This is a genomic window from Paraburkholderia sp. BR13439 (assembly GCF_040948805.1).
GTDB classification, from domain to species: Bacteria; Pseudomonadota; Gammaproteobacteria; order Burkholderiales; family Burkholderiaceae; genus Paraburkholderia; species Paraburkholderia youngii.
In genome coordinates this window covers 415,245-432,744 of record NZ_JBFPKN010000001.1, presented here as the reverse complement: position 1 = coordinate 432,744, position 17,500 = coordinate 415,245, and the positions used below count along the sequence as shown (strand labels likewise).

The window sequence follows — 17,500 nt, the reverse complement described above, 5'->3', positions numbered from 1 at the left end:
CGGCTCAAGTCGCGTCGAGCAGCGCCCTCACCTGCATCACCTTCGCCTGATCGACGGGCGCGAGTCCGTTGCCGTTCACGCGCACGCCGGAGCCGAAATGGACGGCCTCGACGTGCGTGTTGCTGACGAAGTCCGCGACCGCATCGACCGTCAAGCCGGCACCGGCGAGCACCGTGCAAGGCGAACCGTCAGCCTGCCGCACCAGTTCGCTGACCACGGCTTGCGCCTGCAGCACCGACGGCTTTCCGCCCGACGTCAGCACATTCGTCACCGCCTCGAAGCCGAGCAGTACGTCGAGCGCTTCGCGTAGATCGCGCGCCTCGTCGAACGCGCGATGGAACGTGATCGCGAGTCCATCGGCGGCTTCGCACGCCCGCGCGAGACCTTCGCGGTCGATCGTGCGCTCGGCATCGAGCATGCCGATCACGATGCCGTTCGCGCCGGCCGCCTTCACCGCACGGATGTCGCGCAGCATCACCGCGTAGTCGTCGGCGTCGTAGACGAACGAGCGGCTATGCGGCCGCACGATCACGTTCACGGGTATGCCGACCGCGGCTACCACCGCCTCGATCAAGCCCACACTCGGCGTCAAACCGCCCTCGCCCATCGCGGTCACGAGTTCGAGACGATCGGCACCGGCTTGCGCGGCCGCACGCGCATCGGCGACGGTCGGGGCAATCACTTCGAGCAGCACGGACATGAACGCAACCTGATTTCGATTAAAGCGACATCATGTCAGATGCGCGCGTCGCGTTCTTCCTCGACCCAGTCGATATCGCCGCACAGCACGCAGGTCTCGCTGCCGACACGCGTCGCCACCGACAGCGTCACGCACGGCAACGCCTCGTTGATCGACAGATACGGCCGGGTCACGTGCACGCGCTCCGGCGCATTGATCGCGACGCTGAAGTACGGGCGACGCAGCCAGTTCGCGCCCTGCGCGTCGGCGAGCGGCAGGAAGCGCGTTTCCTGCGCCGCGCGATCGGCGCGCAGCACGACGTTGCGGCCCGCCTGGCGGCCCTTCGCATCGAGCAGAAAACAGCGCGCCGCGTGATCGAGCGCGAGGAAATTCCAGCACACCTCGTCGAGCGGCTCACCAGCGGCGAGACGCTCCGCGGCGCGCTCGAACGCGCGCAGATACGGCGCGAGCCGGCTGGCGCTGCGCCGCTCGCGTGCCTCGGCCTGCTCGCGATAACGCTCGGTGACTTCGCCGATGCAAATCGCCGTGTGGATCGCATCGGCAATACCCGGACTCGGCCGGCCGAAGAAAAACCCCTGCACGAAGTCCGCATTGCAGGCGAGCGCCATCTGCGCTTCGTGCTCGGTTTCGACGCCCTCGATCAGCACGAGCTTGCCCGCCTCATGCAGCAGCGACACGAGCCCCGGCAGGATCGTCGCCATGTCGGCGCGATGCGCGGCGTGCGACAGCATGATGCGGTCGAGCTTCACGATGTCGGGATTCAGTTGCCAGATCCGCTCGATGTTCGAATGGCCGGCGCCGAAATCGTCGAGCGCGATCAGGAAGCCGCGCTCGCGAAACTCGCGCACCGCGTCGGCGAGACGGTCAAGATCTTCAGCGCTCTGCTCGAGCACTTCGAGCACCACACGCCGCGGCGACAGATCGAGCCGCCGCAGATTCGCGAGCAAAGCGGCCGACAGATACGGGTCGGTCAGAACGCCCGGGTGGACGTTCAGAAACAACCATTCGCGCTCCGCGCCGAGCACCTTGAAGTTCTCCAGATGCAGCGTCTGCGCGAGCCGGTCGATCTGCAGCGCGTCGCCGAGGCGCGCGGCGTCGCCGAATACGTCGAGCGGCGACACCGCGCGATCGAGCGCGTCGTGTGCGCGCAGCAAGCCCTCGTAGCCGACCGCGCGCAGGTGCGACAGACTGAAAATCGGCTGAAACACGCTAGTCAGCGTCAGTTCGCCGTGCTGCACCGAATAGCGTCGAAGGCCCGAGGTCACCTCGACCTCGAAGCCGTGCGGCACGCCCGCCGCCCTATCCTGTTGCGCAATCGTCATGCAATCCTCTCACGCGAGAACCGGTCGGTCAGAACGAGAACGGCAACGAGACCGACACCGTCTCTCAAAATGTGCGTCATCGTTACCGGTTAAGCAAGCTCCATGCGCACGCTGGCGCACACTGTGCTGTAATTCGCCCGAAAGATTGCACCGGCGACAGCGTTCGTGCGCCGCCCGGGGGCGTGGCGCGCACCGTTGCGGTGCGCGGATTGCCCCCTTCATCCACCCGGAATACACGATGGAAATTGTCTTCACCGTTCTGATCCTGCTACTGGCCGTCGCCGCGTCCGGCGTGCTGACCCGCGCACTGCCGTTCAAGCTGCCGTTGCCGCTCATGCAGATCGCGATCGGCGCGATGCTCGCGTGGCCGCGCCTCGATTTGCACGTCGCGTTCGATCCGGAAATCTTCATGCTGCTGTTCATTCCGCCGCTGCTGTTCGCGGATGGCTGGCGCATTCCGAAGCGCGAGTTCTTCATGGCGCGCCGCGCGATCCTGATGCTCGCGCTCGGCCTCGTGTTCATGACGGTGCTGGTGGTCGGTCACTTCGTGCACGTGCTGGTGCCGCAGATCTCGCTGCCGGTCGCGTTCGCGCTCGCCGCGGTGCTGTCGCCGACCGACGCGGTCGCGTTGTCCGGTATCGCCGGCAAGGGCAAGATTCCGGGGCAGCTGATGCATATCCTCGAAGGCGAGGCGCTGATGAACGACGCGTCGGGCCTCGTCGCGCTGAAGTTCGCGATCGCCGCCGCGCTGACCGGGGCGTTCTCGCTGCGTGCAGCGTCGGTTAGCTTCGTGATCATCGCGGTGGGCGGCCTCGCGGTCGGTGCAGCGGTGAGCGCGGTGTTCAGCTTCGTGTCCGCGCGTTTCCTGAATCTCACCGAGGAAGGCGATCCCGCGCCGGGTGTCGTGATGACGCTGCTGATTCCGTTCGCCGCCTATCTGACCGCCGAGCGCTTCGAGCTGTCGGGCATTCTCGCCGCGGTGTCCGCCGGCATGATGATGAATTACGCAAGCATCATGGAGAAGTGGCAGGTCGCCTCGCGCGTGCGTGCCACGAGCACGTGGACGATGATCGAGTTCGTGTTCAACGGCATGGTGTTCATCATGCTCGGCCTGCAGTTTCCGCACATCCTCGGCCGCGCGCTGCTCGACGCGCATGAAACCAACGACGCGCAGGTGGTGCTGCTGATCGGCTATATCGTTGCGGTGGCGCTCGCGCTATATGCGATGCGCTTCGCGTGGGTGTGGCTGCTGCGCTGGTTCGCTAGCCGCGGCGCGACGAAACATGGTGTCGCGAACGCGGTGCCGGGGTTGCGCATGGTGTCGGTGACAACCGTGGCCGGGGTGCGCGGCGCGGTGACGCTCGCGGGCGTGCTGTCGCTGCCGGAGGTTCTGCCGAACGGCACGCCGCTGCCGGGACGCGATCTCGCGATCTTCATCGCGTCGGGCGTGATCCTGCTGTCGCTGCTGGTGGCGGTGGCCGCGTTGCCGCTGCTGCTGCGCGGCTGGCGGCGCGGCAAGGACCCGCACGCGGCCGAGGAAGCGCTCGCGCGCACGCTGGCCGCTCAATCGGCGATTCGCGCGATCGATCATCTGCACGACACCGAGTGCGCGGACCTCGATGAATCGGCTCAGGCCTATGCAACCGACGTGACTGCGCGCGTGATGGACCTGTACCGCCGCCGCCTCGCGTCACTCGACGACGACCAGGCGCCACGCGAACTCGCGCGCCGTGCCGATGCGCTCGAATTCCGCATGAAGCTCGCGGCGATGCGTGCCGAGCGCAAGACACTGCTCGATTTGCGCGACACCCAGCGCATCAACGACGAGACGATGAACAAGCTGATGCGTGAAGTGGATCTGTCGGAGACAGCGCTGACCGCGCGCAAAAGGTAGGAGGTCGCTGCTGGATCAGGCTCGGCACCGGCGCTCGAAACGCCGGTGCCGGTAAAAGAAGCTCAGGCCACCGGCCCTTGCGTTGGCTTCCTTCTCAACAGCGCGTACAGAATGATCGCGCCGAACGTCGCGGTGCCGATGCCGCCGAGCCCGAAGCTGCCGAGCTTCAGCGAGAAGTCGCCGGCGCCGAGCACGAGTGTGACTGCCGCGACGATCAGGTTGCGGTTATCGGAGAAGTCGACTTTGTTGACGACCCAGATGCGTGCGCCCGTCACCGCGATCAGGCCGAACACGACGATCGACACGCCGCCCAGCACCGGTCCCGGAATCGTCTGGATCACCGCGCCGAACTTCGGCGAGAAGCCGAGCACGAGAGCGATCAACGCGGCGATCACGAATACCAGCGTCGAATAGATCTTCGTGACCGCCATCACGCCGATGTTTTCCGCGTACGTGGTCACGCCGGTGCCGCCCGCGAAGCCCGACACGATCGTGGCGAGCGCGTCGCCGAGAAACGCGCGGCCGATGTAGCGGTCGAGGTTCTGGCCCGTCATCGCGCTGACCGCCTTGATGTGGCCGAGGTTTTCCGCGACGAGGATCACCGCGATCGGTGCAAGCAGCGTCATCGCGTGCGGGTCGAACACCGGCGACATGAAGTGCGGCATGCCGAACCACGCAGCGTTCGCGACGATCGAGAAATCGATCGGCTTGCCCATGCCGAGGCCGTTCGTGACGATCGCGTAGATCACGTAGGCGAGCAGCAGGCCGACCAGGATCAAGAGACGCTGCAGCATGCCGCGCGTGAATACCGCGACCGCGCCGACGCACAGCACCGTGACGAGCGCCATCCACGACTCGAAATTGCTGCCGCTCACGCCATGCACGGCGATCGGCGCGAGGTTCAGACCGATCACGCAGACGATCGCGCCGGTCACGACCGGCGGCATCAGCGTTTCTATCCAGCCCGTTCCCACCGCCGCCACGATCAGACCGATCACCCCGTACGCAACACCGCACGCGATGATGCCGCCCAACGCGACCGGAATGTTCGGATTCGCTCCGTGTCCGCCGTAGCCGGTGACCGCGATCACGAGACCGATGAACGCGAAGCTCGAACCGAGATAGCTCGGCACGCGCCCGCCGACGAGCACGAAGAACAGCAGCGTGCCGATCCCCGACATGAAGATGGCCAGATTCGGATCGAAGCCCATCAGCAGCGGCGCGAGCACCGTCGAGCCGAACATCGCGACGACGTGCTGGACGCCCATCGCGAACATCTGCGGCCACCCGAGCCTCTCGTCGATGCCGACGATGCCGCCCTCGGCGGCGGCAGGCTGGCGGCGCCAGCGGGGGAAATAGGATGCGGCCATCGCGGGGATTCTCCTCTGGGTCGGCGTGGTGTGTGCCGATCACGCGCTGCGGCGTGGGTCCGGCAAAGTTACGCGCGAGTTTACGGAGAGCAATAAGGGCTGGCAAGCAGGCTATGAAGCAGGCCATGAAGCGGGCCGACAAGCACGGCCCGGGTGCGCGTCACTTCGCGCCGCGCGCGTCGATGTCCGGCGTCACCGCGGAGCCGGCCCGCGAGGAGTTGTCCGTCGCCGCGCCGTAGGCCATCACCCGATTGCGACCGGCATCCTTCGCGCGATACAGCGCCTGGTCGGCGGCGTCGACGAGTGCGCGGCTGGTCGCGAACGCCGCGTCCTGCGCCGTTACTGCTCCGGCACTCACCGTCAGCACGTGATGCGTGCTGGCCACGTGGCGGCATTGCAGCGCCTGCACCGCCGCGCGGATCTGCTCGGCGATCCGCTGCGCGCCCGTCGCATCCGTGTCCGGCAGCAGCACCGCGAACTCCTCGCCGCCGAAGCGGGCGGCCGTGTCGCCCGGACGCCGCGCGTTCTGCGCGATGCAGCGCGCGACGCCAATCAGCGCTTCGTCGCCGGCCGAATGACCGTACAGGTCGTTGAAGCCCTTGAAGTTGTCGACATCGATCAGCAGCAGCGACAGCGGCCTGCCGTTGCGCTGTGCGCGTCGCCATTCGTCGTTCACGTGCTCCTCGAAGGTGCGGCGGTTGTTCAGGCCGGTCAGCCCGTCCGTGCGTGCCAGTTCGCGCAACTCTTCCTCGGCCGCGCGGCGCAGACGCAACTGACGTGAGAACAGGATCGCGAGCGCGATGATCGTCACGTCGAGCGCGACGATCAGCGTGCCGATGACCCATGCGCGCCGCCGCCATTGGACGTAGATGTCGCGCGTGGACAGCGCGACGTCGAGGATCAGCGGAAAGCCGTCGATATGGCGGAACGCGTACCAGCGCTCGACGCGGTCGATCGCCGCGGTGCCGAAGAAGTCGCCGCTCGGCTGCTTGACGAAGCGCGAGAAGTTGGCCGTGCCGGTCAGGTTGATGCCGATCGTTTTCGGGTCGTAAGGACGGCGCATCAGCATCGTGCCGTCGCTGAGCATCAATGCCATCGAGCCGCTCGGCCCGAGCTTCATGCCGTCGAACAGCCGATGGAAATACGTGAGCCGCAGCGTGCCGACCACCACGCCGCCGAAGCTGCCGTCCGGCCTCGAGATGCGCCGGCTCAGCGCGATGCGCAGGTCCTCGTCGGTACCGTTCCGGCTGAACGGGCGGCTGATGTACAGCCCGACGTCGGGCGAAGCGCGCTGTGTCTTGAAGTAGTCGCGGTCGGCATGGCTCTGTTCGCGCGGCGGCCACGCGCGTGAATCGAAACGCACGTTGCCGTTCTCGTCGAGCACGAATACCGAGCCCATGTCCTGTGCGCTGATCGAGCCGTCGAACAGCACCATCTGGCGGATCGCCGGCGGCAGATCGAGGACGCCCGGCTGCTTCAGTCCGTCGATCACCGCGCGCAATGACAGGTCGTAGATCTCGAGATTGCGCGACACGTCGCGCTGGACCAGCAGGGATATGTTGGCGATGGAGTCTTGCGCGCGGCGCAACGCATCTTCGCGCATCTGTGCGAGCAGCGACACGGCGATCGCGAGGATCGCGCCGGCCAGCAAGACGCTGATCGCAATCACGTTGTTCGGTCCGCGCGTCAACATGCGTTTTTGGTTTTTGGCTTGCGCTGAAGGTGGCGCGTGAAGAGGCGGCCGCGTCCCGGCAGTACCGGTAATTTCGCGACCTACGAAAGCGTTAGCGTAGCAGACGTGGCGCATCGGCAAACGTTTGCATAGACGGATTTTCGCCCGAATGCGCAAAATCGGCGCGCCAGAAGCCCCGTCCGACGGGGGGTTGCGCCTGATCGCTGGGTTATCCAGGCGTCGTCCAATTATTTGGATGGCAAATGCGTATTGGCTGGATAGTTGGCCTCGTCACCTGGGTATTCAATCGAGGCTGTCACGTTCAAACGTTGCGTGCTACCTGGCTGCTCTCCCAGTTGTGTAGCCAATCGCTACCCGCGAAAGCCAGGCGGCTCCCTGTCTTCGATAATGCAGGCCTTGTCGGTGAAAGATGGCATCGCTCGTCACTGGATTGCGGTGAGCATCGCGTACGGCTATTTTGTGAGGAGGAGGATCGAACTCCCGACCTTCGCATTGCGAACGCGACGCTCTCCCAGCTGAGCTACCCCCCCGACGAAGCGTTAAATCAAGGGGTTAGCGTTACGTGCCCCCGTTCGTCAGACTGGTTTGTCACCCTGCTGTCACCCTTGGAGCAGTGATGGCAACCATTCGACAACGAAACGACCGCTGGCAAGCGATTGTGAAGCGCACAGGCTACCCGAGCCAATCGAAGACGTTCACCCTCAAGAAAGATGCGGAGAAGTGGGCAAGACTGCAGGAACGCCTTATCGATGCCGGAGAGTGGATCGAGACTCCCTCGGACCACCAGGCGACCCTGGGAGAACTCCTGGACCGGTACGCGAAGGAGGTCAGTAACGGGAAGCGTGGAAGTCGCGCCGAGTCCTACCGGATTGAAACCTTCAAGAAGCACAGCCTCGCGAAACATGCACTGCCCACCATCACGCCGCAGATGGTCGCGGCCTGGCGCGATGCGCGTCTGAGCGAAGTTTCGTCGGGGACTGCATTGCGGGAAATCCAGCTGCTAGGACACGTTTTCAGCATCGCCATCCGGGAATGGGGCTTTCGCATCCCGACCAATCCTGTCGGCCTCATCAGAAAGCCGAAATCCGGCAAGCCTCGGGACCGAGTACTGACAGCACCGGAAAGGGCCGCACTCATCTCCGCTTGCGATCAGTGCCAGAACCCGTGGATCAAGCCCGTCGTCATCTTCGCGCTGGAGACCGCAGCTCGACGCGGTGAAATCCTTGCGCTGCTATGGAAAGACGTCGATCTGGCGCACCGAACGGCCAGGCTACAGGTGACGAAGACCGGACAGCCGAGACGGATTCCGCTCTCGTCGACGTGTGCCGGAATGCTCGAATCGCTACCTCGCAGCCTTGACGGACGGGTCTTCCCTGTTTCCATGGAAGCCGTAAAGCAAGCGTACCAGCGAGCAGTTGCGAGGGCTGGTATCACGGACTTCACGTTCCACGACCTGAGACATGATGCGCTGACAAGACTGGCGCGGCAGGGCCTCTCGGTCCTCGAACTTCGCGCCATATCCGGTCACACGACCGCGAACATGCTCCAGCGGTATGTCTCGATTGACGCTGGCGATTTGGCGATGAAGCTCGGCTGAGCATCTCGGACTCCCATGGCCCGTCGCCGATGTGGGGCGGGTCAATTCAGCTCTAGCCAGCTAACCCTCGTCTTCCGGCCCTTGCGTGTTGAAGTCGATATTGACGATAAAGGCTGAGCGGCGAAACGGCGCCGTGAATGCAACGAAGCACCAAGCCAGACGACCGGACGCGGCGAGGGTCAGCAACTCCTGCAACCGGACCTCCGTCATATCAACGACGCCCTGCATTTCCGGTTTAACCGATATGAACACCCCAACGTTTGGGACTTCGACGTTACCAAGTTCGGGCTTCTCGGTCGGCGAGACCTGGATCAGAAATCGGGCCACCTCGCCTACCGGTTCGGTGAACTCTCCCTCGATCAGAACGGTTGCACGGCTCGCTCGCACCGGAGGAAGTCCCCGAGGCCGGTCTGCACGTTCGGACAGACTCACATTCCAATCTGTGATACGCCCGTACCGGCTCAGCAGTTCGCGCTGCCGTCGATGCCGATGCTTCTCCTTGGTCTTGTCCATGCGCCGCATCCATAACACTGGCGAAGGTTAATGACGCGCTACTTCTTCTTTGAGTGCTTCTGCGTCAGTTTCTTTGCGAGGAGCGCTACTTTTTCTGAGCGCTTTTCTATGATTTCCGCCAATGTGTGCTCCAAGACCTCGAAGGCGTCCAACAGATCTGACTTGCCGACAGCCCCACCGTGACTGCCTGTGTTACCCAACCACTTCAGCGCCATCAACTGTGCGCCAGCTTCGGTAGCTCGCGACGAATAGAAATCAATTCGAGCATGGAGATCGAGCGGACGTTCCTTTCCCTTGTCGTCCGTTTTCTTCCGAGGCACCCCGACATGATCCATAAGAAGTTCGAGGGCAACGCGGATGCGCCCCGCACAGGCTTCGGGATGCGACCAGAAGAGTTCAAACGCGGATCGAAGCTCTCGTTTCACTTCGTCGGGACATTTATTGGGCAGATCAATAATCCTCGGCATGGGGTGGCAAGCAGCCGGCAAAAAGTAATCGTCCCAAATTGTCTCGCCCTCCTCTCCAACTTCCGGCCCAACCCCGCCAGTCCCAGATATGGCAAACCGCTGTTTGCAGGTCGAGTGCTGACATTCGCCCCAAGCCGTGAAGGTGTATCGAGTCCAGTCCGGATCCCAGTCGTCATCAGCTTGCCACCGACGCGATTCCGCCGTCTCCTCAAAAACCATGGAGTCCTTTAGCAGCGCCACCGTCCCCGTATCGCAGACAGGGCAAGTCCACGGTGGGCACCAGTCGCGACCTAGCGCAGCCGTCCACAGTGTTCGTTTCATATTGTTCTACCTCGTATTCAGACTCTGGCGACGGTAGGGACGCGTCGCTCCCCAGTCCTGCTTTCTTGTTTAATGGCCGATGCACAAATCTTCATCGAGTATCTTTCCGTGGAAAATTTGGCGGATTGGCGCTATCGCGCAGCGTTTGCCGCTGGATTAAGCTGCCTCCGTTTCTCCATCATTGGCAGCATCGTCATAAGACCGACTAACGAAAGCCTCCAACGCCTTTACCATCTCAGGGTTCTCCTGCATGGAGTTCAACAGGTCGCCAAGGCATACATACTGGCCTTGTTCCACCGTGACATTGTAGAACCACGTACGGATAAGCTCGGCAAGCTGGCTGCCGGTGTAGGCAGCTGGGCTCACCGTACGGTGGTTCGCTGTGACGGCCCTGGCAAGCTCCGAAAGGGTCCGTGCCGTCTTGGGCTCCCTGTCCAACTCCTGCCTACGCACTGTCTGCTCCGTACGTGCGAACTCCCTTGCGGCTGCGTCCTTGAGTTGGAACTCTCCGATACTGACGCCACGCAGCTTCAGTACCGAGTTCAGGGGAATCTCAACTCCCGCCAGACGGATACACAGGTCATTCCATGGAAGGCCGGTGGGCGTGTTGTTTCTCTGCCGGTACTTGTAGGTCTTGCCATCAATGGCGACTCCATCCGGAAAGAAGACCGTGCTGATTTCCGCAGTCGCCGCCTCTGGCGTTGCGTCGCGCACCTGGTCTCTGACAATGCGCTTGATGTCCGTTCCCTTGACCAGCGTTGTCGTCGAGTACCCGTGCTTGCTCAGGATAGCGGCTGCGTGAGTGCGTTGCCCTTGGCTTAGGTCTTTGGAGATCAGCGTGGTGTTAAACCCGGTCTTTCCGCTCCTGGCCTCGATCACAGACGCCAATTGTTGGTTGGATTGTCCTGCCAGTGCTGGGTTATCGCATAGCGCCTCGGCCAGTCTGGTCGGCCAGTCGGGGAAGTTGCTGGCTGGTACGACCGACACTTTCGCGACCAGCTTGACGTCCTGCTGTGCTGCCGCCTCCGTTAGTTCCTTGGCAACCTCCTCGGCCTGGTTGCGGACAGATTGAATGATCTTTGCTTTATTGCTTGCCATATCGTTGAATTTTCACCTGTTGATTGACGCTGTCAGCAATGAGCCGCCCCAAAAAGACCGTCAATTTGACGTAAATTGAGTAACCCTAAGTCCAGACACATATCAGCAACCTTACGGAATTACATCTTAGGTGGATAACCGATAACGGAATCACCGATACTGGATCAACTAAGGCATACCCACTGACCCCGGAATCACATCTCATTACATTAGGAGTACTTATGTTATGCCACAGACGTTTCCAGGGTAGCTTTGGTTTGCGTTAGTATCTCGTTTCGATGGTCGCCATTGATGGTCTTCCACCTACGTTGCCCTGTAAGCCCTTAACACTCCGGCAGCTTCTGCTCGATCATCGCTACATGGTCCTCGTAGGCTAGGGCTTCCCGGTCCAGCGCCTCTCGTAGGACCGCCAAGCAGACCTCCACAGGGGTTCCTGGTATTACGTCGGCCACGTACTCCACGCCATCGATGTTCACCACTGACTTGAGGTCTTCAGCGGCGGCCTTGATCAGTGACCACTCTGGCTCCGTGGGTGTTGGGTCGAATGCACCGCCCGGAAATCGGTTGGCAGGCCTCTGAAGGCGGTTGTTATCGGGGTTAAATTGCGTTCGCTTCATATTGTTGACCGCTCGTGGTGTCTGAATCACGTTCGCCCAGCAATGGAGCCCGCTCGCGACCTGCTTACCCCGGACAGCCTTGGCGATCTTCGGGATCGCGTGGTCCATGTCGAATCCCTCGGGGCATTCCCCGTATTTTTGCTGGAGCGCTTCGCGTTCTAGGCCATACCATCCGGTCATGTTGCCGCCTGTGGCCTTGCGCCAATTATTTGCTGCGACACCCTCGCGCTTGCGCCCCCGGAATTCGGCATTGTTGGCGAAGCGATGCGACCTCCATTCCCGTTCCTTTGCGTTCTCTGCTTCACGGTACTCCGGGTCCTTCCTGCGTTTCCTCCGTGCTGTCGTCGATCGCTCGCGCCAGCGGGCGCGGTACTCGGGGTCGCTTCGGTAGCGCTCAGCGGCTGTTACATTTTTGGGTGCGTTACGCTCCGACTGGCACAACAAACATGCTCGGGTGCTTGCGTAGTGCGACTGTTCCCCGTGGCGGATGCAGGTCGCCATAAAGGTTCGCTCGCCGCGCTCGCGGGCGGCACGGGCCATTGCCGACTTGGTTGGTTTCATCGTTCATAACTCTCCGAAATGGTCTGGCCTCACTGTCGCTCACACCGTGTCCGGTCTGGCGGTGAAGCAACTCCCCCATGGGCCCTGGGAGATCGAAGGTTAACAGTGCGCCCGCACGTTTACTACCGTTTCCGGCGCTCACCGATGAAATAACAATGGCGTTCCAGGAAATCGCATATTCGTCGCGGTTCCTGTTAACAGGTCACCATTTTTCTTCGCTTTTCCGATAACAAGCCGTGAATTCGTCGTCGAATATGTTAACGAACCTGTGTTTAGTGCACAAAGAAGCCTGCCAGAACCGCAATAAGTATTACCAATCGCGCCTATGACGGCCGTGGTGTAACTCGCCGCCGGTCGAAGAACGCCGGGGGATTGCGACAGTGAAGACGAGGCAACGGGTGGCAGTTCGGAAGCCGCCTTGGCCGTGCCGTTCACGCGACCTGCTTCTGGTCCGCGCAGTACCGCTTCACCGTAGCAACGCTAATCCCGAAGTTCTCCGCAGTCTGCACAATGCTCGCTCCCTGCTCTTGACGCCAAGCCGCGACCGTAACGGCGTCAGCCACCTTGGGTCGCCCCATGTCCCTTCCTGCCGCCTTGGCAGTCTCAATTCCGCGCTTTTGCATTTCACGGCGATTCAGGTAGTCCGCTTCACCCTGTGCGGCCATAAACGCCAGCACGGCGTCCCGAGTGGCCTTCGATATCGCATCTGTAGCAGTGCCGTCGAAGACCATCCCGTTCATAGTGCAGACGACCTTAACACCCGCGTCCATCAGCTGACGCATGGTGCGGTGGAGTTCGTCATAACGGCGAGAGATGCGGTCGAGCCAGCGAACATAGAGCACACCCCCGTCCGAGAGCTTGTCGAGCACGCGCTTCCATTCGAGGCGCTCCTCTGGGGCTACGTGGTAGCCGCTTACGCCCTCGTCTATGTGAACGTGCTTGGCATGCACGCCCTGCTTCGCTGCGTCATCGTACTGGCTCGCTGACGTTTGGCCGTCAGTCGTCGAAATGCGCCCGTAGTAGACAGTCTTCATAGTGGTCTCGTCCGTAGATAGCTCAAAACTCCGATAGCTCAATACTACGGGTGGCTCAAATCACAGTCAACCTTTTGAGCCAACGATCTTACCCACTGTTGCGATAGCGCAATTGGTACACCTTGTGAGCCACAGAAATTCCACGGCATCAGTGGGTTCATGACGCCGCTTCGCTAATTCCGCCCTGTGCCATTGCGGCACCACTGCATGTCGCCGACTATCTCACCACTCCGCGAGTTAGCGGGGGCGCTGCGCTTTGGCCCGCTTGGGCCTACGCCCTTGCGGGATGGTCGCTACACCTTCCAGATAGCCAACAGCTTTGCGAATCACGTCGGTATCGTCTTGGAGAAGCCCGAGCGCACGGTTGCAGTTGTGACACAGAAGCCCGCGTATGCGTCCGGTCTTGTGACAATGGTCGACAACCAGCTTCAGCTTGTGGTGCCCCGCCATGACGAATCCCTCACCGCCACACAACGCGCAGACCCCGCTCTGCTCGGCAAGCATCGACAGGTAGGCATCGTAGTCGATACCGTAGCAGCGATTTAGGTACGCAGACACCACTCCGTAGTCTGAGCACGCTTGCGAGCAATAAAGGTTGCTCGGCGCCTTCGGCGTGAAGACAGTGCCACAGCGGCGGCAGGGTTTCGGATTGAAATATCCCTGGGGGTACTTAGTAGCGTCTGCGGTCTGCTCTTCCCAACGTTTATTCTTGTTTCTGTACAACATGGTTTTGTACAGTTTTATCCGTCGCGGCACGGTATCGCCTATTAGAGGTTTTTCACCGTTTTCACAGCACTTTAGGCGAGGGTTTACCTCTCGAGTCATCCTAGCATTTAAGACGAGTTCGACATTTGGATGCAGGAAAATTTATCTGCGCCGGTCGATACTCACATGCTTCTCGCCCGCGTGCTCGCTTGGTTGCGAATCCGGCGGCGCGTAGTACCCCCCATGCTCGATTCCAGACGACTTCAAAAAACCCGCTAAAGGCTCTCGGTTGTTCGTTGTTGTTGAGCTTTGTGAATGAGAGTCCGCCGCCACAAGATTTCAAGACTAGCTGACAAGGTACCCCCACACCCTCCGGGGGGCACTTGCAGAACAGGGACACTATGCTTTCCAAAGGGGAGACCCAGGGTAGGGGCCCGAGTTCGGAATGTGACTATTGGCCGTTTCCAGCAATCAGCCCGCTCCACTTACGTTGTTAGGCTGCCCTCTACGCCGCCCACTCCGCACTCAGCTTTTCAGCCTGCTGCAGAACCGTCTGCACGGCCTCGTCCTGCTGATCAGGCGGATACTTGTATTTTCGCAGAATCCGCTTCACCATCAGCCGCAGTTTTGCCCGCACGCTCTCGCGTTTCTCCCAGTCGACGCTCACGCTTTTTCGAAGATTCTCCGTCAGCTCGTGGGCGATCTTCTTCAATGTCTCGTCGCCCAGTAGCCGCACAGAGGCCTCGTTGTTTGCGAGCGCATCGTAGAAGCGCAGTTCATCGTCAGTGAGCCCTAGCTCCTCGCCTCGATTCGCGGCCTCTCGAAATTTTTTTGCCATCTCGATCAGCTCTTCGATCACCTGCGCGGTCTCAATCGAGCGATTCTGATACCGGGTGATGACGCTGACGAGCAGCTCCGAGAACTTCTTCTCCTGCACGACGCTGCTGCCGAAGCGACTCCTTATCTCCCCTTCGAGCAGACGCTCTAGCAGCTCGACGGCGAGGTTACGTTCGGGAAGGTTCCGCACTTCGGCGAGGAAGTCATCGTCGAGGATACCGATGTTCGGCTTGTCGAGGCCGACTGACTGAAAGATATCGACAACGTCTTCCGACACTACAGCAGAGCCGATGATCTGCCGGATTGCTAGCTCTCGCTCCTCGTCCGTGCGCTTCTTCTCGCTGATCTCCCGCTTTGTCAGCAGCACCTTTACAGCTTGAAAGAAGGCCACTTCCTCACGCACTGCCTTCGCCTCATCGAGCGTACAGCACAGCGTGAACGCCTTACTCATCTCCAGCGCAACATCGGCGAATCGTTTCTTGCCGTCCTTCTGCCCCAAGACGAAGTTGGCCGCACCAGCTAGCAGCCTGTGCCCGCCAGTCATGAAGTCGCTGTAGTCGAAACCGTGAAGCATGGCCCGCAGCACATCGAGCTTCTCTTCGAGCACGGAGTAGGCTTCATGTGCATTGACAGTAGGCCGCCCACGGCCGTTGCTGGCTGTGTATTCCTTGAGAGCTTGTTTCAGGTCATTGGCGATGCCGATGTAGTCGACCACCAAGCCGCCTTGCTTGTCCTTGAAGACTCGATTGACGCGGGCGATGGCCTGCATCAGGTTGTGCCCCTTCATCGGCTTGTCGACATAAAGGGTGTGTACGCACGGCGCGTCGAAGCCGGTGAGCCACATGTCACGCACGATCACGAGCCGCAGTGGGTCGGCAGGATCCTTGAAACGCTTCTCTAGCCGCTTCTTGACCTGCTTCGGGTAGATATGCGGGCGCAGCAATGCCTTATCCGACGCCGACCCGGTCATGATGATCTTGACGGCCCCCTTCTCAGGATCGGGGTCGTGCCACTCGGGGCGCAGCTTCACGATCTCGTCATAGAGATGAACGCATATCTCCCGGCTCATAGCGACGAGCATGGCCTTTCCAGGCATAGCCTTGTTACGCTCTTCGAAGTGCGCGACGAGATCGGCCGCAATGCTCTTGATTCGGGGCTCGGCACCGACCACCTTTTCGAGCGCGGCCCAACGCGTCTTCAGCCTCGATTGTTCGTCGGCCTCTTCATCCTCTGCCAGCTCATCGACCTCTTCGTCGATCTCAGGCAACGCCTCCTCCTTCAGCCCGAGCCTCGCAAGGCGCGACTCATAGTAGATAGGAACCGTGGCCCCGTCATCGCGGGCCTGCTGCATGTCGTAGACATGGATGTAGTCGCCGAACACCGCGCGGGTATCACGATCTTCTTTCGAGACAGGCGTGCCCGTGAAGGCTACGAAGGTAGCGTTAGGCAGTGCATCGCGTAGGTGCTGCGCATAGCCGACCTGATAGCCCTTCTCCTCACCCTTGAACTTGGCTGAGAATCCGTACTGCGTGCGGTGTGCTTCGTCCGCGATGACGACGATGTTGTGACGGTCAGAGAGTACAGGGAACGTATCCTCATCCTCGCCCGGCATGAACTTCTGGATCGTGGCGAAAACGATGCCGCCCGATGGACGATTCGCCAGCTTGTCCCGCAAGTCCTGCCGGGTGGTAACTTGAACCGGCTCCTCACGAAGAAGGTCCTGCGCAAGCGAGAACACACCGAATAGCTGGCCGTCGAGGTCGTTGCGATCGGTGATGACAACGACGGTGGGATTCCTCATCGCCTCTTCCCGCATGACTCGAGCAGCGAAACAGGTCATCGTGATGCTCTTGCCGCTACCCTGCGTATGCCAAACAACTCCGCCCTTCTGGCTACCGCCCGGTCTCGATGATTCGACCACTTGTGCAATAGCCGCTCGGACCGCGTGGAACTGATGGTATCCGGCGATCTTCTTAACTAGGCCGCCGTCGTCCTCAAAGAGCACGAAGAAGCGAAGGTAGTCGAGCAGGTAACCGGGAGCGAGGACGCCACGAATCAATGTTTCGAGTTCGTTAAATTGACCCAGCGGGTCGAGCGTCTTGCCGTCGATGGTTCGCCATGCAAGGAAGCGCTCCGCGTTCGCGGATAGCGAGCCCATCCGCGCCTCGCTACCATCGGAGATGACGAGGATCTCGTTGTACTCGAAGATGTCGGGAATTTGCTCCTTGTATGTCTGGATCTGGTCGTACGCCCTCCAAATGTCGGCATTCTGATCAGCCGGGTTCTTCAGTTCCAGCAGGACTAGCGGTAAGCCGTTCACGACGAGGATGATGTCAGGGCGGCGAGGCTGCCTCGGCCCTTCGATGCGCATTTGGTTAACGGCAACCCACTCGTTAGCAGATTCATCTTCGAAGTCGACAAGCTTCACGAAGTCGCCACGCGTCTCGCCACCCTTCTCGTACTCCACTGGAACGCCGTTCACGAGCAGATTGTGGAAGTTGCGGTTGGCCGAAAGCAGGACCGGCGTATCGAGGTTGAGAACCTGTCGCAATGCATCTTCGCGAGCTGCAAAAGGGATCGTAGGGTTTAGCCGCGCGATGGCATCGCGTACTCGATCGACAAGCAATACCTGTCGGTAGTCGTGACGTTCCGGCGAGTCGCCATCGGGGGCGATATCGGGGCCGTAGAGATGGTTGTAACCAACTTGCCTCAGCCAGTCGAGTGCTTCTTGTTCTAATTGATCTTCGGTCATGGCTCTCTCGGCCCCCTTT

13 protein-coding genes are annotated in these 17,500 nt (G+C 61.2%); 2 read left to right on the top strand and 11 right to left on the bottom strand.

The genetic code is table 11. The features are described from left to right. Nucleotides 1–4: 4 nt before the first annotated feature. Nucleotides 5–700, bottom strand: a complete 696-nt coding sequence (locus tag AB3X96_RS01990; RefSeq protein ID WP_368588392.1) for a copper homeostasis protein CutC — start codon at nucleotides 698–700, stop codon at nucleotides 5–7. Nucleotides 701–735: 35 nt separating this feature from the next. Next, nucleotides 736–2,022 (bottom strand): EAL domain-containing protein, encoded by a 1,287-nt coding sequence (locus AB3X96_RS01985; protein ID WP_368588391.1) that lies wholly within the window; start codon nucleotides 2,020–2,022, stop codon nucleotides 736–738. A gap of 238 nt (nucleotides 2,023–2,260) precedes the next feature. Between AB3X96_RS01985 and AB3X96_RS01980 the strand changes: the two genes are divergently transcribed. Next, nucleotides 2,261–3,916, top strand: coding sequence for a Na+/H+ antiporter (locus AB3X96_RS01980; RefSeq protein ID WP_368588390.1), 1,656 nt, complete (start codon nucleotides 2,261–2,263; stop codon nucleotides 3,914–3,916). A 62-nt stretch (nucleotides 3,917–3,978) separates the two neighbouring features. On the opposite strand, the gene AB3X96_RS01975 is transcribed toward AB3X96_RS01980, so the two are convergent. Continuing rightward, on the bottom strand, nucleotides 3,979–5,286 hold the full coding sequence (locus AB3X96_RS01975; protein WP_176109749.1) for a solute carrier family 23 protein: 1,308 nt from the start codon (nucleotides 5,284–5,286) through the stop codon (nucleotides 3,979–3,981). A gap of 160 nt (nucleotides 5,287–5,446) precedes the next feature. Then, complete coding sequence (locus tag AB3X96_RS01970; protein WP_368588389.1) at nucleotides 5,447–6,979, bottom strand: diguanylate cyclase; 1,533 nt, start codon at nucleotides 6,977–6,979, stop codon at nucleotides 5,447–5,449. Nucleotides 6,980–7,595: 616 nt separating this feature from the next. On the opposite strand from AB3X96_RS01970, the gene AB3X96_RS01965 reads away from it, so the two are divergent. Then, a complete protein-coding gene (locus AB3X96_RS01965; protein WP_368588388.1) occupies nucleotides 7,596–8,576 on the top strand; it encodes an integrase in 981 nt (326 codons plus the stop codon). A gap of 60 nt (nucleotides 8,577–8,636) precedes the next feature. On the opposite strand, the gene AB3X96_RS01960 is transcribed toward AB3X96_RS01965, so the two are convergent. The 7 genes from AB3X96_RS01960 to AB3X96_RS01930 form a co-directional block, all read right to left on the bottom strand. Beyond that, entirely contained in the window at nucleotides 8,637–9,089 is a 453-nt protein-coding gene (locus tag AB3X96_RS01960) for a hypothetical protein (RefSeq protein WP_368588387.1), read from the bottom strand. Between the two features lie 38 nt (nucleotides 9,090–9,127). Beyond that, on the bottom strand, nucleotides 9,128–9,775 hold the full coding sequence (locus AB3X96_RS01955) for a DUF4145 domain-containing protein (RefSeq protein ID WP_368588386.1): 648 nt from the start codon (nucleotides 9,773–9,775) through the stop codon (nucleotides 9,128–9,130). A gap of 258 nt (nucleotides 9,776–10,033) precedes the next feature. After that, nucleotides 10,034–10,975 (bottom strand): hypothetical protein, encoded by a 942-nt coding sequence (locus tag AB3X96_RS01950; protein ID WP_368588385.1) that lies wholly within the window; start codon nucleotides 10,973–10,975, stop codon nucleotides 10,034–10,036. A 323-nt stretch (nucleotides 10,976–11,298) separates the two neighbouring features. Next, nucleotides 11,299–12,153, bottom strand: coding sequence for a hypothetical protein (locus AB3X96_RS01945; protein WP_368588384.1), 855 nt, complete (start codon nucleotides 12,151–12,153; stop codon nucleotides 11,299–11,301). Between the two features lie 431 nt (nucleotides 12,154–12,584). After that, a complete protein-coding gene (locus tag AB3X96_RS01940; protein ID WP_368588383.1) occupies nucleotides 12,585–13,187 on the bottom strand; it encodes a recombinase family protein in 603 nt (200 codons plus the stop codon). Nucleotides 13,188–13,424: 237 nt separating this feature from the next. Further along, the gene (locus tag AB3X96_RS01935; protein ID WP_368588382.1) at nucleotides 13,425–13,913 is read right to left on the bottom strand and encodes an endonuclease VII domain-containing protein; all 489 of its coding nucleotides are present in this window, start codon (nucleotides 13,911–13,913) and stop codon (nucleotides 13,425–13,427) included. A gap of 484 nt (nucleotides 13,914–14,397) precedes the next feature. Continuing rightward, on the bottom strand, nucleotides 14,398–17,481 hold the full coding sequence (locus AB3X96_RS01930; protein ID WP_368588381.1) for a type I restriction endonuclease subunit R: 3,084 nt from the start codon (nucleotides 17,479–17,481) through the stop codon (nucleotides 14,398–14,400). Nucleotides 17,482–17,500: the final 19 nt, after the last annotated feature.

Excerpts from the sequence above, each read along its gene's own strand:
- AB3X96_RS01940 (WP_368588383.1), bottom strand. The coding sequence starts at position 13,187 with ATGAAGACTGTCTACTACGGGCGCATTTCGACGACTGACGGCCAAACG.
- AB3X96_RS01985 (WP_368588391.1), bottom strand. The coding sequence starts at position 2,022 with ATGACGATTGCGCAACAGGATAGGGCGGCGGGCGTGCCGCACGGCTTC.
- AB3X96_RS01945 (WP_368588384.1), bottom strand. The coding sequence starts at position 12,153 with ATGAAACCAACCAAGTCGGCAATGGCCCGTGCCGCCCGCGAGCGCGGC.
- AB3X96_RS01970 (WP_368588389.1), bottom strand. The coding sequence starts at position 6,979 with ATGTTGACGCGCGGACCGAACAACGTGATTGCGATCAGCGTCTTGCTG.
- AB3X96_RS01975 (WP_176109749.1), bottom strand. The coding sequence starts at position 5,286 with ATGGCCGCATCCTATTTCCCCCGCTGGCGCCGCCAGCCTGCCGCCGCC.
- AB3X96_RS01935 (WP_368588382.1), bottom strand. The coding sequence starts at position 13,913 with ATGTTGTACAGAAACAAGAATAAACGTTGGGAAGAGCAGACCGCAGAC.
- AB3X96_RS01965 (WP_368588388.1), top strand. The coding sequence starts at position 7,596 with ATGGCAACCATTCGACAACGAAACGACCGCTGGCAAGCGATTGTGAAG.
- AB3X96_RS01960 (WP_368588387.1), bottom strand. The coding sequence starts at position 9,089 with ATGGACAAGACCAAGGAGAAGCATCGGCATCGACGGCAGCGCGAACTG.
- AB3X96_RS01980 (WP_368588390.1), top strand. The coding sequence starts at position 2,261 with ATGGAAATTGTCTTCACCGTTCTGATCCTGCTACTGGCCGTCGCCGCG.
- AB3X96_RS01950 (WP_368588385.1), bottom strand. The coding sequence starts at position 10,975 with ATGGCAAGCAATAAAGCAAAGATCATTCAATCTGTCCGCAACCAGGCC.
- AB3X96_RS01930 (WP_368588381.1), bottom strand. The coding sequence starts at position 17,481 with ATGACCGAAGATCAATTAGAACAAGAAGCACTCGACTGGCTGAGGCAA.
- AB3X96_RS01955 (WP_368588386.1), bottom strand. The coding sequence starts at position 9,775 with ATGGTTTTTGAGGAGACGGCGGAATCGCGTCGGTGGCAAGCTGATGAC.
- AB3X96_RS01990 (WP_368588392.1), bottom strand. The coding sequence starts at position 700 with ATGTCCGTGCTGCTCGAAGTGATTGCCCCGACCGTCGCCGATGCGCGT.